The sequence below is a fragment of the Bacillus methanolicus genome, from assembly GCF_028888695.1.
Taxonomy (GTDB): Bacteria; Bacillota; Bacilli; order Bacillales; family Cytobacillaceae; genus Bacillus_Z; species Bacillus_Z methanolicus_B.
This window is the reverse complement of sequence record NZ_PNFF01000001.1, coordinates 1,668,718-1,681,792: the sequence shown is the minus strand read 5'-3', so window position 1 is coordinate 1,681,792 and position 13,075 is coordinate 1,668,718. Positions and strand designations below refer to the sequence as shown.

Sequence of the window (13,075 nt, the reverse complement as noted above, 5' to 3'; positions counted from 1 at the left end):
TGCTTCGTTTTATTGATGCGCTTACATTAATGCGCTTACATTTAGGCGTTCTCGATGAGGGAGTCGTCGTTTAAAGTATCAGGAATAGTTGCGCCTAAAGCTTCAAGCTCACGGACAAGATTGCGATAGTCATTAATAGATATTTCATTATGGATGTACGCTTTTTTCGCAAAATCCAATAATTGATTTACATTTTCTGTAATGTAATCGCGTTTTTGTCCAAATTTCATTTTTAGCTCGTGAATATTCATATTCAATTCCTCCTTCATCTTAATCCCCTTTGCAATTATTTTATCATGGATAATGAATAATCCTTATTTTTTGAAAAATCAAACTTTACGACAATATCCCTCGCCGTTTGACAAAAAACGTGTATGTGTTTTAAACTCCCGACCCTAACATGGAAATAACTTCCATTATAAAATAAAACCAACATAATAAGGCGGTGTGATCGAAGCCAAGCCACATAATATTTACAAAGCTAAACAAGTATGTTGCTAAACCATAAGTTGTCATTTCTATCTTTGTTAGCGTAGCTCCGCCCCTTTTCCACAAATAGAGAAGAAATTCCTCCGCTTTCACCTATCTTTTGTAATTGCATAATATGTAGCAGTGAAATATTTAAGGAGGACGTTTGCCCATGTTTGGCCGAAATAAGAGACCAGCCTATGATATAAACTTTCCGTTTTGGCAAGGACAAATTGGATTTCCCTATTATTCTCCTGTACCGGGTATCGACTTTTCGAACCGGCAGATGGTTCCATTCGCGGATTTTAATCACCCGATGTTCTGGAATACTTACGCCCACCAGCAACAATTTGCACCAGCAATGAATCCGATGCATCCTTCATACGGGAATCATAAGAATAACGCAAATCCATACAATGGACAGCAAAGCTACTCGAACATCCTTTTTCAAAACCCATTGCAGCCGGCAGACGAAGGTTACTCACAGCCTTATTCCCAGCAAATAAATCCTTATCCTGTTACAAATCCTTATCCAAAATTGCAGTATATGGCAAAGCAGCCTTCCGGAGTTCAATCGATTATAAATTCCTTTAAAAACCAGGATGGAACCATTGACTTTAACAAAATGATCAACACAACAGGTCAAATGATGAATGCAGTATCCCAAGTCTCTTCGATGATAAAAGGGCTTGGAGGAATGCTTAAGGCATAGTATTTTCTATGCCTTTTATTCACGATTGACCACATTTTGACCACGTTTCATGGCTTTTGAGAATTGTTCGGCTAAATCTTTTTTCATAGACGGCAAAACATGCGAATAAGTATCTAATGTAATTTGAACACTGGAGTGGCCCAACCGTTCCGCAACGATTTTTGGATTCACTCCCATTTGAAGGAGGATCGTTGCATGTGTATGACGTAAATCATGGAACCTGATTCTTTTTATGCCCATTTGTCGAATAAATCGGAGGAAAAGAGCATTCACGGCTGATGGTTGTACAAAACTTCCGTCTTCTTGGGCGAATACTAAATTTTGATCCTGATATACACCGCCATATTTTAATTTTTCTAAATTTTGTTTCACTCTTTGCTTTTTTAATACTCTTACGATATCATCATCAATGTAAATAGTTCGTATTGCATTTAGTGTTTTAGGTTCGGTTAATAAATACTGATCTTTAATTCTGTAAAGAGTTTTTTTGATGGTAATAGTTTTCTTTTCAAAGTCGATATCATCCCAATGCAAAGCAAGAATTTCGCCTTTCCTCATGCCGGTATACGCAGCCAAAAAGAAAACAGGGTGATAACGTGAATGTTTCGTGTATTTGAGGAATTCATTTACTTCCTCAATAGACCACGTTTGCATCTCTTTTTTCTCCAATCTTGGCGCTTCAATGAGAGAGGCGATATCTTCTGTTATCAATTTTCTTGTTTTCGCTCTACGCAATAGCATTTTGATAACTTCGTGCATTCTTCTAACGTAAGCTGACGATAACCCTTCATTTATCTTTTCTGTGTAGAATTGATGAATAAGGTCCTGATCAATCTTTTCAAGTTCCACATTCTGAAACCAAGGGATAATCTGATTAACTAATAACGAATATGTTCTCTCATAAGTCGAAGCTTTTACTTTATTCTTATAAGTGTTTTGGACATACTCTAAAGAGAAATCTTTAAATAATCGCTTGTGTGGTTCCTTGTACGTTCCTTTATCTACATTAGTAATCAATTCAGCGAGTGCAGCTTGGGCCTCTTTTTTGGTTTTGAAACCCGATCGTGTTTTCTGTTTTCTCTTACCTGTCCGCGGATCTTTTCCAATGTCAACTGTGAACGACCAACTATTCCCCCTTTTTCGAATGTAACCCTTCATGCTTCATCACCTTCCCGTCAAATTTTTTTCCAGTACCTTCAACGATATGTGTCTTTGAAAAGTAAATGAAGCCTTTAGGTAACTCGTCCACTTTCAAAATCTTTCTCATGATAGTAGCCCCCTCGAACATGTAAACAAAATACGAACATACGTTCCTTTCAAGTATATTATACTACATATTTCCGAAGGGGAGAATGTTTCCCAATATTGCACAATTTCGACAAAAAGGGGCTAAATTTGTCGAATGTGAACACTTTGTGTTTTTTTAGGTCTTTTTAATCACGCTTTTTGTCACGTTCGATTGCTTCTTGTGCAATTTTGAGGTAAATGTCACCTGCTGAAAACCCTCTCTTTTTTAATTCTTCAACCACAAATACCCAATCTTCTTCATGTGTAAAAGGGTTTTTCACTTTTTCTTTATTAGGGAACAGATCTGTAACATCTACGTCTAAGGCATCAGCGATTCGTTTAAGATTTTTCAGATTTATCGGCTTTTCTCCTCTTTCTAGCTTGGAAAGATATCCTTTCGTCAGGTCAATCTTTTTTCCTAATTCTTCTAAAGTCATGTCCTTTTCTTCTCTGATTTTTCTAATTTGCATTCCGACTTCCTTCATATCTTCCACCACCTTTAATTGTTTCTTATAAGGAAACAATACTTTTATGTGCGCCGGGCATGTCCACTAACTAGGCGGTGAAAGTCCGCTATGGGCGTTGGGATATGCGAACCATTAGCTGAAGGCAAGGGTGTCCGCGGTGACGCGGAATCTGAAGGAAGCCCTAGGCAAATCCTTGGTCTGAGGTACACGAATCACATTTGAGGTTCTCATTTCAGGACGAGTTTGCATAACAAAACAAAGTCCAAAATATCCCCGGATGGAATGGGAATAAATGTGGCAGATATATGAGGAGAAAGTGAGTGGACTTACCCCGGGAGGTCTCCTGGTACCCCTAGAAGGAACCTACTTAGCGATAAGTAGTTGAACCAAGAGAAGTCAGCTGAAGTCATAGTATTAGTGTAAATGTCAACTTAAACATGTACACTTTTGACTGTTTAAGGATGTACATTTTTACTCATTTTCTTTTTCTAAATGATTTTTAATTCGATAGGAATCGCCAATTATATTGACGACCGTTGCGTGATGCAATACACGATCTAATATGGCATTTGCTAATTTGGAATCTTGGAATACCTCATCCCATACTTTAAAATTGGCGTTTGTTGTGAGGATGGTACTCCTTTTCTCATACCGTAAATCGATCAACTGAAAGAACAACTTAGCATCTTCTTTGTCGATTGGAAGATAACCGATTTCGTCAATGATTAATAACTTGTATTTGCCATAGTGCTTCAATCGGTTTTCTAATCTATTTTCCATTTTTGCTTTCTTCAATTGTAAGATCAATTCATTGCACTTGATAAAATAAGTACTAGTTCGCTTTTTGGCTGCTGCAATACCAATAGCGGTGGCTAAGTGTGTTTTTCCAACACCACTCGGTCCTAAAAATACGATATTCTCTTTGTCTTCGATAAATCGTAATGATGTAAAATCGAGAATCTGCTGCTTATTAATCGATGGCTGAAAGTCAAAATCGAAATCTTTGATCTCCTTTAGGTGGGGAAAAGCCCCCACCTTAACCATAGAGTTAATCATATTTTTCTCTCGCATATCAATTTCATAATTCGTCAATTTTACGAGCGTATCAACGAACGATAACTGGTTATTCATGCTAAAATCAATCGTTTCGCCAAGGTGATGGACCATTTGTTTTAACTTTAAGTACTCCAAGTTTTGGATTAATTGTTGGTAGCTGCTATTCATTTTTATATACCTCATGAATCGCGAGTAGATTCTTTTTCGCTAGTTCGTCAATATTCGGATGATGCGGCAGTCCCTTCGACAAAGCGTTTACGTAATGTTCTTCTTTGTAGTTGAGTTTCAATTGACTAATCCTATGTTTGGCGATTAAAATCGTGTTATAATAAACATGGATATGGTCATCATAAACTTGTAAACCGACGGTTTTTCCTTTGTATTCAGCTGGAACTGAATATTGATTCGATTTATACGAAATCATATTGGAAGGATTCACTTTTACAAGTGTATGATTGATTTTATAAGAATCTCTTATTTGTTTCCATGGTAAGGGCAGTAAGAGATTTTTTTCTTGCGCAAAAGCCAGGATAGGAATCTTCCCTGTTCCTTGATGATAACTTTGATTAATGCGTTCACAGAGAGATTGTACAAATTCATGGAGCTCCTCATAATCGAATTTGCCTTGATACGCATGGATTTCATCTATTAATTTCATAGGTGTTTCCACCTTACCCTTTGTGTTTGGTCTTCCGGCTATACAAGGTTTGAGTTCGAATCCACAGTCTTTCGTAAATTGATCAAACCGTTCGTTTACGACACCTTTTGAATATTCTGTTCTTGCTTCATCCATGATCGTTTTCATATTGTCTGTGACAATTGTTTTTGGTACTCCTCCAATCGCTTCAAAACTCTCCATCAAAAATGACATCAACACGCTTTGCGACTTAGAGATGGATAATTGAAATGTTCGAAACCGTGAATAAGACAAGAGAAAAACACCTACATTGACATATAGAATTTCACCATCTTTTGTTATATATTTGATATTCTCTTTCCAATCGAATTGCGCCTGTTCGCCAGGAGGTGTCTCAAAGCGAACTACCGGTTGAACTGAATTTGTTCGTTTGCCTTCGGTAAAATACGATTGGAATTCTGGTTTACGGGAGATGTAGGCCCGAAAAGCCGATTGCGAGCAGTCCAAACCATGGTTATCTTTTAAATACTGCCAAAGAACACGCTTATAGTAGAAGACTTGTTTGGATTCCTTTGAAAGCAACAGAGAAATAACACCGTAGTATTCATCAATCTTGGACGTCCTTGTCCGCTTCTTTTGTGGCACATAGCCTTTCAGATATTTATCAATCGTTCTCCTATCCACGTTCAATTCTCGTGCCAGTTTACTCTTATTAATTTTCATATTCAGATTCTCCATAAGAATTTTTAGTTTTGGTAAATCAACAAGACTTTCAATTTGAATGTCTGTTGTTATATCCAATTTCACATGCATACAATTCACCTCAAAACCAGTATGCATGGGAGTGTCAAAACTGTACATTCTTATCTAATCAATTTTGTACATTATTAAACTAGCATTTATATATTAGTCCTGGTGGACTAAGAAGGACGGAACGAAAGGAGCGACTGTGCTAGAGCTATTTACAAGGGAACGAAGAAACAGCCAACATTTCAATAATGGCTATGTAAAGATAGAAGGTTCGGAAAACTGAATATCTCTATATAGCGTGGAGTTCTCCTTGTTCAACCTCGATAGCATGGGAACAATATGGAATCACAAGAAAGCTTAATTGATAGGATATTAGACCCTGACAACCTGAATAAAGCCTTCAAGAGGGTTAAGAAAAACAAAGGAGCAGCCGGTGTCGATGGGAAAGATATAGAAGCTACTCACCTTTACTTGAAGGAGGAAGGATATAAACTTGTCCAACTCATAAGAGAAGGGAAATACAAACCAAAACCAGTAAGAAGGGTTGAAATTCCAAAGCCTAACGGTGGGAAAAGAAAGCTAGGCATTCCGACCGTCACCGACCGCATTTTCCAACAAGCCGTAGTCCAAAAACTTACGCCCATATTTGAGAAACAGTTTAGTCCCTATAGCTATGGTTTCAGACCAAACAGAAGCGCCCACCAAGCAATTGAGCAGGCAAGACAATATATCGAAGATGGATACAACATTGTGGTAGATATAGACTTAGAAAAATTTTTTGATCGGGTTCAACATGATAAACTCATGTCCTTAGTCGCTAAAACAATCACAGACAAACCAACTTTGAAACTCATTAGAAGATATTTACAAGCTGGGATTATGGAAAATGGCCTGGTAAAGCCGAACATAGAAGGAACCCCGCAAGGAGGACCGTTAAGTCCGCTTTTGAGCAATATCATGTTGAATGAGTTAGATAAGGAATTAGAACGAAGAGGACTTCGGTTTGTCAGATACGCAGACGACTGCAATATCTTCGTCAAAAGCATGAAAGCGGGAGAAAGAGTGAAAACAGGAATTTCTAAGTTTATTGAGAAGAAGCTCAAACTGAAGGTCAATCAGGAGAAAAGCGCAGTGGGAAAGCCGAGTGCACGGATATTCTTAGGAGTAAGTTTCTATCGGAAACAGAATGAGATAAGGGTATTCGTGCCACAGCAAAGAAAGGAAAGGTTTGAAACAAAGTTAAAGAAATTAACCAATCGGAACTGGGGCGTCAGTATGGAAGAACGAATCCAGAAGATAAACCAATTGGTACAAGGCTGGGGGAATTACTTTAAAATTGCAGATATCAAGACATACGCAATTAAAACTGATTCACACATCCGTCGTAGGCTGAGGGCATGCCGATGGAAAGAGTGGAAAAAGGTCAAAACGAAATACCGAAACCTGTTAAAACTCGGTATTTCTGAGGAGGAAGCATGGAAAAACGCTAACACCCGGAAAGGATATTGGCGAATTTCCAACAACCCTATCATTAATCTTGCCTTAAATAATCGATATTGGCAAGAGCAAGGTTTGAAATCCCTCGCAACTGTGATTTCATAAACTTTCGAACCGCCGTATACGGAACCGTATGTACGGTGGTGTGAGAGGTCGGGGGTTAGCCACCCCCTCCTACTCGATTATGCTTTACCTTAAGCGGTTTCTCAACCCTACAAAACATGGTACGAAAAAAGTTTTTTAAAAAAATTAAATGAAACATGTTATTACATCGGTAAATAACATTTTGAACATGTAAGAGAGGTGAGATAAGTGCCGCAACCAATAACAAACTTGCCTATTGGGGCAAAGGTAAAGGATTTAAACACAAAATATTACGGTAAACCGATAATCTTTCAAATTATTGATAAAAACCATCCGGGTTATCCGGCTAATTCAGTCACTTTATTGACAGAAAAAATCATTACACTAAAAGCCATTGACGCAAAAGAACCTGCAAATCCGAATGTTGACCGTTCAAACTATGGTAACAATAGATACATTCATTCAAACATCCGACAATGGCTAAATAAAGACACTTCTCCATGGTATTCGGCTCAACACGGTTATGATACTCCACCCAGTGATACAAATGTCTATGGCAACCACAATGAATACGAAGCAGAAGCTGGATTTTTATCAAACTTTTCAAGTGAACTTAAAACAAAGTTACTTCTGACAACTTTAACAGTTGCGAAAAGCGCGGTGTATGATGGCGGTGGAAGCGAAACTGTTCAAGATAAGATATTTCTTCTTTCCAGAACAGAAGTAGGGCTTGGAGACGAAAACGCGGTAGCAGAAGGAACACCGTTTTCTATCTTTAACAGCAATGAAGCAAGGAAGGCATATCCAACAGCGGAAGCAGTTTCAAGCAGCGAATATACAGCCGGCGGCTTAAATGCAAGTCAACCTTGGCAATGGTTTCTAAGAACACCTTATACCGCCACCACTTACAGCGTTAGGTGTTTAGATAGTAATGGTGGACTCATCGCCGACAACGCAAATGTTGGTTTTAGAGGTATTCGGCCCGCACTAAATATAGAAAATACTGTTGCTGTTTCAGACACACCCGATGTAGATGGTGCGTATATTTTGCTTTTTGTTGATACACAAATTTCTGTTCCGCAAGGTTCTATTGATCAAAAAACATCTGCTGACAAAAATAATATTTTGACCTATTCCATTACAACAAACGGAACAATGGGAACGATCACCGAAAAGATTAACGGTACTGTTATAAATACACGAACAAGCCCATCAAACTGACAGCAATTTACTGTTAGTCTTAACCAATCTCAATGGGATGCACTTAAATACGGAAACCATACGCTTACAATCGAAATGCATAATGGTTCACGAAACAATGTTTGGACATATACGTTTAGTAAACAATTACACGCGAATGACGACATATTAAGCGCGGTTAAAGGTGTACAGGACTTAAAATCATTTCTCGATGGAATTAAGGCGCAATTAGGCTCGGCGATTCGTGCGAAGGGCGGAACGATGAATGATACCGACCCATTTAGTGCGTTTGTGAGTGCGGTAAATGGGATTCCATTAGGGAAGAAGTGGGCGAGTGGTACAGCAACAACTAGTGGAAGTTCAACTGTTACAATTAGTGGACTAAGTTTTAGACCTAGCGTTATATTAGTAGCGAGGTACGCAGGCGGTCATAGTAACTACTTCCAAGCAGGTATAATTGACAACAAAATTCGAAATGGTACAGGATTTGATACGTTTAATATTACTAATGGCAGTCTTTTTAACTCTACTAATTCTCAGATAAATTCAAATGGCGGTGTAGTTGAAACGACAGGTTGGGGAACTGGACAAAACGTTTATTGGTTAGCTTATGAATAAGGAGGGTTAAAATGATAAATCAAATTGGACGTAAGATTTACTTCGATAAATCAATAGGAAACGTCATTTTAGACACAGGCGAAAAAATGGGTGCAGTCATTGAAACAACCATAGATCAAGATTTTGAAACATATCAAGCGTTAAAAGAGCGTGTTCGTGATACCGTTGGTGTTATCAAATTAGAATACGGTCAATATGCGGAAGATTTTGCTCAATGCAACGGATACCGCGTGAATCCCGAAACGCTAGAATTAGAGTTTTCATATCCTGATCCGAACGTAACCGAGCCACAAGAGCCTGTTTTTCAGAAACCATTGACGGAACAAATCAAAGAGTTAGAAGAACAAAACCTTGAATTAATGTTGTCTATCGCCGAAATGGCTGAATCTCACGAACAAGAAAAAACGGAATTACAACTTGCTATTGCAGAATTAGCTGAACTTGTAGCGGGAGGGAACTAATATGGCGAAAATCTATTACGAATTAATCAAAAAAGGATTACGGACGATTGATGATGTGCCTTTGAAATGGCGAGCTGATGTTCAGGCTTTATTGGATTCTGATACTGAATAGTAAGACGATAATATACAACCAACAAACACCACTGAATAGTAGGTGTATTTTTTATGCCATAAAGGAGGGCCGTTCGGTCCTCTTTTTATTTGGGAGGGAGCATATGGAACATCGTGTACAGAAACTGGAATCTGATATGGTCGATGTCAAAACGCGGTTGGCTGTAGCTGAATCAAACATCAAAGATATGCGTGAAGATATCACGGCAATCAAAAGCAACACAACGTGGATCTTACGTTTGATCGTTGGTGGTTTTATAGGGGCTCTTTTAACTTTTATTGTTCAAGGAGGGATGCAATGATGGAAGCTATCATGCGGTTAGACAAGCAACAATTTGTCGAATCGCTATACTTTTGCCGTTTCCCTTGTCCTATAAATCGCATAATTTAAAGTAATACAAACACATAAAGGAGAGGTTCAAATGGAAGCTATTTTCTCGATTGAATTCACGGCATACGTTGCATTGGCAGTGCTATTGTATGCTATCCGTCAAGCTACAAACCTTTCAAATCGCTATATACCAATCGTTGCGGTTGTACTCGGCGTTGCTTTCTCTATCTTTGAGAACAACGATTTTTCTTTTGAAGTTTTGATAGGTGGGTTGAAATATGCATTGTATGGCATTGGTTCGGTTGCTGGAGTGAAATATGCACTTGAAAAAGGAGAGGATAAATAATGTTCAAAATCTCTTTATCAGCAGGCCACGCTAAAACAACACCCGGAAAACAAACACCGGATGGAAGTATGAAGGAATGGGAATTTAATTCCGCTGTCGTTAAATATTTGATGGCAGAACTAGCAAACTATGAAGATGTAGCGGTTTTGCGATTGGACGATCCAACAGGACAAAGAGATATTCCATTGCAAGAACGTTCGGACCGAGCAAATGCTTGGGGTGCAAATGTTCATATTGATATTCATGCAAATGCGTATGGATCAACCTGGAACGACGCCTGCGGAATTGAAACGTTTGTATACAAGAAAAGCTTGAAAGAAGCTTATTCGCTTGCTCAAAAAGTACAATCTAACTTAATCAAAGCAACAGGGTTGAAAGACCGAGGCGTAAAAGAAGGCGATCTTCACATGCTTCGTGAGACAAAAATGACCGCAATCCTTGTTGAGTGTGGGTTTATGACTAATCAGGAAGAAGCGAAATTGCTAAAATCCGATAATTATAGACGGATTGTTGCCGGTGCAATTTTAGCTGGGTTAGTGGAACAGTACGGATTGAAGAAAAAAGCAAAACAGGAGGAAACAAAAGTGACTAGTTACCAATTAAACGATCAAGAAAAACGAATGATTGAGGAACTGACAAAGTTAGGTATCACTGATGGAAAAAATCCGGAGCGGACAGTGAATCAGCTTTATCTTTGGAAAGTTGTATATGGAGTAATTAAAGGCATTAGAGAAGGAAAAATAAAATAAAAAAGGCCCCTTTTTTCGAGGGGCTTTTTTATTTACAACATCCACAATATGTTTTCCCTCCACAAAGAAAAATTTCGTGATCCTCTAAGGTACAACCGCAATATTCACAGTTATAAGTTTTCCCGAAGTAATGATCTTTTGATTTTTCCCAATCCCAGCTTGGAGTATGGTATGTCTCATACATCATTCTTTATTCTCCTTTACTCGTTCATACAAGTCTTCGATGTTTACTCCCAATAAATCAGCTAAAAGAAATGCTTTGTCAATGGTTGGATAAGTATGTCCTGAACACCAATTTGTAAGTGTGTTTTTACTAATACCTAATTCCTTTTGAATGAATTCCCTGCGATACTTAGATACCCTCAACAATTCTATCTTAGGATATTAAGGAGGGCTATATGCTTAATTCTTTTATTAAAAGTATTTTTGATGGATATCGTGAAGCAACGAAAGACAAGAGAAAAATTGGAGGTAACAACATGATCGAATGGTTAGCTATACCCTTAGCTATGGCAGGTGCAGCCTTTATCCCAAAGGGAAAGACGAAAGACAAAGACAAGATCCAAAAAATATTTGAAGTCGGTAAACTAGAAGTGGAATATGAACATGATGGAATGTTGAAATTACATGTCTTTGAACACTCACTCCCAAATAAATGGACTTTCGATAAACGGTTATTGCGTCCCAATAAATGGGAAGTGCCTATAGGAATGAACCATAAAGGAATTCTATATCACGACTTTGAAAAATACCCGCATTTGCTGACAGGCGGTGTAACTCGATTCGGAAAAACCGTTTTCCTGAAAGAAACCTTTCACACATTACTAATGAATCAACCAGATAACGTAGAGTTTTATATTTTGGATTTAAAAGGCGGTTTGGAGTTTTATAAGTATTTATCCCTGCCTCAAGTAAAAAGCGTTGCTTGTGACGTATTTGAAGCAGCAGAAGTATTAAATGAGATTGTTGAGGACTTAAAGAAAAGGGAAGCGGAATTTAGGGGAAAGGGCTATACAAATATAGTTGATACACCTATCCAAAAAAGAACCTTCATCATTGTAGATGAAGGTGCAGAATTAGCCCCAGATATTCTGACTGGAACAGCAAGAAAATACGCTCAATACTGCCAGTCCGCTTTAAGTGAAATCTCTAGAATCGGAGGTGGACTTGGGCTAAGACTTTTATATTGTACCCAATATCCGACAAAACAAGCCGTACCAATGCAGGTAAAAATGAACATTGTTGCCCGATTATCTTTTATCGCTGCAGCACAAGTTGCAAGCATGGTGATCCTCGACGAGAAAGGAGCGGAAGAATTACCGCCAATCCCGGGGCGGGCCATTTACAAAATGGAAAAGAAACGAATTGTGCAAGTACCGTATATCGACGACAAAATGATGTTTAGCATGATGGAGGCGAAATCAGATGTTATCCTCAACTCAACAGCGAATCGAAAGCCTGTTGACAACGATAGATCGACTGGGGGTTGTGAAGATCAAGCACCTTCAACAAATTCACGATCTTAAAAGTTATCGGAATGCCTGTCGAGTTGTGAATCAGCTAAAGCCATACGTCCATGAAACGTTTTTCGAAAGGGAAAAAGTCATCTATCTAAACAAAGAGGGATTAGAGTTAATTGGTTCCGAAAAAGAGATAAAGAAATCCACTCAAATGGCTCATTCTCTATTACGAAATGAGGTTTATATCTATTTTGGTTGTCCTTATGACTGGCAAAACGAATATGCTATTGAAGCTAATTTAAGACCACCAAGCAACTTTGAAATTCATTGTTTAGGGGTGAAACTTAATAATAAGAAAAAAGTCGTCTGCGACGCTGTATATAAACGAAATGGCTATTTACATTTGGTCGAGATTGATAACACACAAAGCATGGCAGAGAATAAAAGAAAAATCGAAGCATATCGTGAAGTATTGCCGCATGTGAAAGAGAATGTACCGATCCTGTATTTTTTTACCACGACTGAAATAAGGAAGCGGAAGTTTGAGGAATTGTTAAGAGGAATGCGGTATAAAGTGCATACGTTTGAGGAGATAAAATGAAAAATGTGGTCAAGGATCAAAATGACCACATGACCACACAAAAATCACACACATACAATATGTTAAAGAAAATGAACGAGTTACAGACTTCTTAAGGTGGTGAAAAGAATATAAAGGAAGCTAAAGGATATTACATTGTCATTTCTCTTCGATGATAAAAGGGCTTGGAGGAATGTTTAAGGCATAATATTACTTATTTATTAATCAGGAAATATTGAATTAAGACCACATATACAAAAA

The 13,075-nt window shown here is 38.1% G+C and carries 18 protein-coding genes; 11 read left to right on the top strand and 7 right to left on the bottom strand.

Features of this window, described 5'->3' with window-relative positions:
* Positions 1 to 41 precede the first annotated feature (41 nt).
* Positions 42 to 251 (bottom strand): YppF family protein, encoded by a 210-nt coding sequence (locus C0966_RS08405; protein ID WP_274854862.1) that lies wholly within the window; start codon positions 249 to 251, stop codon positions 42 to 44.
* 389 nt (positions 252 to 640) lie between these two features.
* On the opposite strand from C0966_RS08405, the gene C0966_RS08400 reads away from it, so the two are divergent.
* Entirely contained in the window at positions 641 to 1,180 is a 540-nt protein-coding gene (locus C0966_RS08400) for a YppG family protein (RefSeq protein ID WP_274854861.1), read from the top strand.
* 15 nt (positions 1,181 to 1,195) lie between these two features.
* Here C0966_RS08400 and C0966_RS08395 read toward each other — a convergent pair whose 3' ends face one another.
* From C0966_RS08395 to istA, 5 genes are all read right to left on the bottom strand, one after another.
* Positions 1,196 to 2,338, bottom strand: a complete 1,143-nt coding sequence (locus tag C0966_RS08395) for a site-specific integrase (RefSeq protein ID WP_274854858.1) — start codon at positions 2,336 to 2,338, stop codon at positions 1,196 to 1,198.
* Positions 2,307 to 2,447, bottom strand: a complete 141-nt coding sequence (locus C0966_RS08390) for a hypothetical protein (protein WP_274854857.1) — start codon at positions 2,445 to 2,447, stop codon at positions 2,307 to 2,309. Before C0966_RS08390 ends, C0966_RS08395 begins: the two co-directional genes overlap by 32 nt.
* 166 nt (positions 2,448 to 2,613) lie before the next feature.
* Positions 2,614 to 2,952: a helix-turn-helix domain-containing protein gene (locus tag C0966_RS08385; protein ID WP_274854856.1), complete on the bottom strand. Its 339-nt coding sequence runs from the start codon at positions 2,950 to 2,952 to the stop codon at positions 2,614 to 2,616.
* Between the two features lie 453 nt (positions 2,953 to 3,405).
* Positions 3,406 to 4,158: an IS21-like element helper ATPase IstB gene (istB, locus tag C0966_RS08380; protein ID WP_274854855.1), complete on the bottom strand. Its 753-nt coding sequence runs from the start codon at positions 4,156 to 4,158 to the stop codon at positions 3,406 to 3,408.
* Positions 4,151 to 5,440, bottom strand: a complete 1,290-nt coding sequence (istA, locus tag C0966_RS08375; protein ID WP_274854853.1) for an IS21 family transposase — start codon at positions 5,438 to 5,440, stop codon at positions 4,151 to 4,153. Before istA ends, istB begins: the two co-directional genes overlap by 8 nt.
* Positions 5,441 to 5,716: 276 nt before the next feature.
* On the opposite strand from istA, the gene ltrA reads away from it, so the two are divergent.
* The 8 genes from ltrA (at position 5,717) to C0966_RS08335 (ending at position 10,774) form a co-directional block, all read left to right on the top strand.
* A complete protein-coding gene (gene ltrA / locus C0966_RS08370) occupies positions 5,717 to 6,979 on the top strand; it encodes a group II intron reverse transcriptase/maturase (RefSeq protein WP_274853983.1) in 1,263 nt (420 codons plus the stop codon).
* 207 nt (positions 6,980 to 7,186) lie between these two features.
* Positions 7,187 to 8,179: a DUF6273 domain-containing protein gene (locus C0966_RS08365; RefSeq protein ID WP_274854852.1), complete on the top strand. Its 993-nt coding sequence runs from the start codon at positions 7,187 to 7,189 to the stop codon at positions 8,177 to 8,179.
* Positions 8,180 to 8,419: 240 nt separating this feature from the next.
* Positions 8,420 to 8,776, top strand: a complete 357-nt coding sequence (locus tag C0966_RS08360) for a hypothetical protein (protein WP_274854850.1) — start codon at positions 8,420 to 8,422, stop codon at positions 8,774 to 8,776.
* An 11-nt stretch (positions 8,777 to 8,787) separates the two neighbouring features.
* On the top strand, positions 8,788 to 9,237 hold the full coding sequence (locus C0966_RS08355; RefSeq protein WP_274854849.1) for a hypothetical protein: 450 nt from the start codon (positions 8,788 to 8,790) through the stop codon (positions 9,235 to 9,237).
* 1 nt (position 9,238) lies between these two features.
* Positions 9,239 to 9,349, top strand: a complete 111-nt coding sequence (locus tag C0966_RS08350; protein WP_274854848.1) for a CD1375 family protein — start codon at positions 9,239 to 9,241, stop codon at positions 9,347 to 9,349.
* A gap of 103 nt (positions 9,350 to 9,452) precedes the next feature.
* Positions 9,453 to 9,650: a hemolysin XhlA family protein gene (locus tag C0966_RS08345; protein ID WP_274854846.1), complete on the top strand. Its 198-nt coding sequence runs from the start codon at positions 9,453 to 9,455 to the stop codon at positions 9,648 to 9,650.
* A gap of 120 nt (positions 9,651 to 9,770) precedes the next feature.
* Positions 9,771 to 10,025 carry a hypothetical protein gene (locus C0966_RS08340; RefSeq protein ID WP_274854844.1) on the top strand — a complete coding sequence of 85 codons (255 nt, stop codon included), beginning with the start codon at positions 9,771 to 9,773 and terminating at the stop codon, positions 10,023 to 10,025.
* Complete coding sequence (locus tag C0966_RS08335; protein ID WP_274854843.1) at positions 10,025 to 10,774, top strand: N-acetylmuramoyl-L-alanine amidase family protein; 750 nt, start codon at positions 10,025 to 10,027, stop codon at positions 10,772 to 10,774. Before C0966_RS08340 ends, C0966_RS08335 begins: the two co-directional genes overlap by 1 nt.
* Positions 10,775 to 10,957: 183 nt before the next feature.
* Here C0966_RS08335 and C0966_RS08330 read toward each other — a convergent pair whose 3' ends face one another.
* Positions 10,958 to 11,140, bottom strand: coding sequence for a helix-turn-helix transcriptional regulator (locus C0966_RS08330; protein ID WP_274854841.1), 183 nt, complete (start codon positions 11,138 to 11,140; stop codon positions 10,958 to 10,960).
* Positions 11,141 to 11,172: 32 nt separating this feature from the next.
* Between C0966_RS08330 and C0966_RS08325 the strand changes: the two genes are divergently transcribed.
* Positions 11,173 to 12,300, top strand: coding sequence for an FtsK/SpoIIIE domain-containing protein (locus C0966_RS08325; protein ID WP_274854840.1), 1,128 nt, complete (start codon positions 11,173 to 11,175; stop codon positions 12,298 to 12,300).
* The gene (locus C0966_RS08320; RefSeq protein ID WP_274854839.1) at positions 12,263 to 12,835 is read left to right on the top strand and encodes a replication-relaxation family protein; all 573 of its coding nucleotides are present in this window, start codon (positions 12,263 to 12,265) and stop codon (positions 12,833 to 12,835) included. Before C0966_RS08325 ends, C0966_RS08320 begins: the two co-directional genes overlap by 38 nt.
* The last annotated feature ends 240 nt before the right edge of the window (positions 12,836 to 13,075 follow it).

Bases quoted from the DNA above. Each gene is read 5' to 3' on its own strand.
- C0966_RS08405 (WP_274854862.1), bottom strand. From the start codon at position 251: ATGAATATTCACGAGCTAAAAATGAAATTTGGACAAAAACGCGATTAC.
- C0966_RS08400 (WP_274854861.1), top strand. From the start codon at position 641: ATGTTTGGCCGAAATAAGAGACCAGCCTATGATATAAACTTTCCGTTT.
- C0966_RS08395 (WP_274854858.1), bottom strand. From the start codon at position 2,338: ATGAAGGGTTACATTCGAAAAAGGGGGAATAGTTGGTCGTTCACAGTT.
- C0966_RS08390 (WP_274854857.1), bottom strand. From the start codon at position 2,447: ATGAGAAAGATTTTGAAAGTGGACGAGTTACCTAAAGGCTTCATTTAC.
- C0966_RS08385 (WP_274854856.1), bottom strand. From the start codon at position 2,952: ATGAAGGAAGTCGGAATGCAAATTAGAAAAATCAGAGAAGAAAAGGAC.
- istB (WP_274854855.1), bottom strand. From the start codon at position 4,158: ATGAATAGCAGCTACCAACAATTAATCCAAAACTTGGAGTACTTAAAG.
- istA (WP_274854853.1), bottom strand. From the start codon at position 5,440: ATGCATGTGAAATTGGATATAACAACAGACATTCAAATTGAAAGTCTT.
- ltrA (WP_274853983.1), top strand. From the start codon at position 5,717: ATGGAATCACAAGAAAGCTTAATTGATAGGATATTAGACCCTGACAAC.
- C0966_RS08360 (WP_274854850.1), top strand. From the start codon at position 8,420: ATGAATGATACCGACCCATTTAGTGCGTTTGTGAGTGCGGTAAATGGG.
- C0966_RS08355 (WP_274854849.1), top strand. From the start codon at position 8,788: ATGATAAATCAAATTGGACGTAAGATTTACTTCGATAAATCAATAGGA.
- C0966_RS08350 (WP_274854848.1), top strand. From the start codon at position 9,239: ATGGCGAAAATCTATTACGAATTAATCAAAAAAGGATTACGGACGATT.
- C0966_RS08345 (WP_274854846.1), top strand. From the start codon at position 9,453: ATGGAACATCGTGTACAGAAACTGGAATCTGATATGGTCGATGTCAAA.
- C0966_RS08340 (WP_274854844.1), top strand. From the start codon at position 9,771: ATGGAAGCTATTTTCTCGATTGAATTCACGGCATACGTTGCATTGGCA.
- C0966_RS08335 (WP_274854843.1), top strand. From the start codon at position 10,025: ATGTTCAAAATCTCTTTATCAGCAGGCCACGCTAAAACAACACCCGGA.
- C0966_RS08325 (WP_274854840.1), top strand. From the start codon at position 11,173: ATGCTTAATTCTTTTATTAAAAGTATTTTTGATGGATATCGTGAAGCA.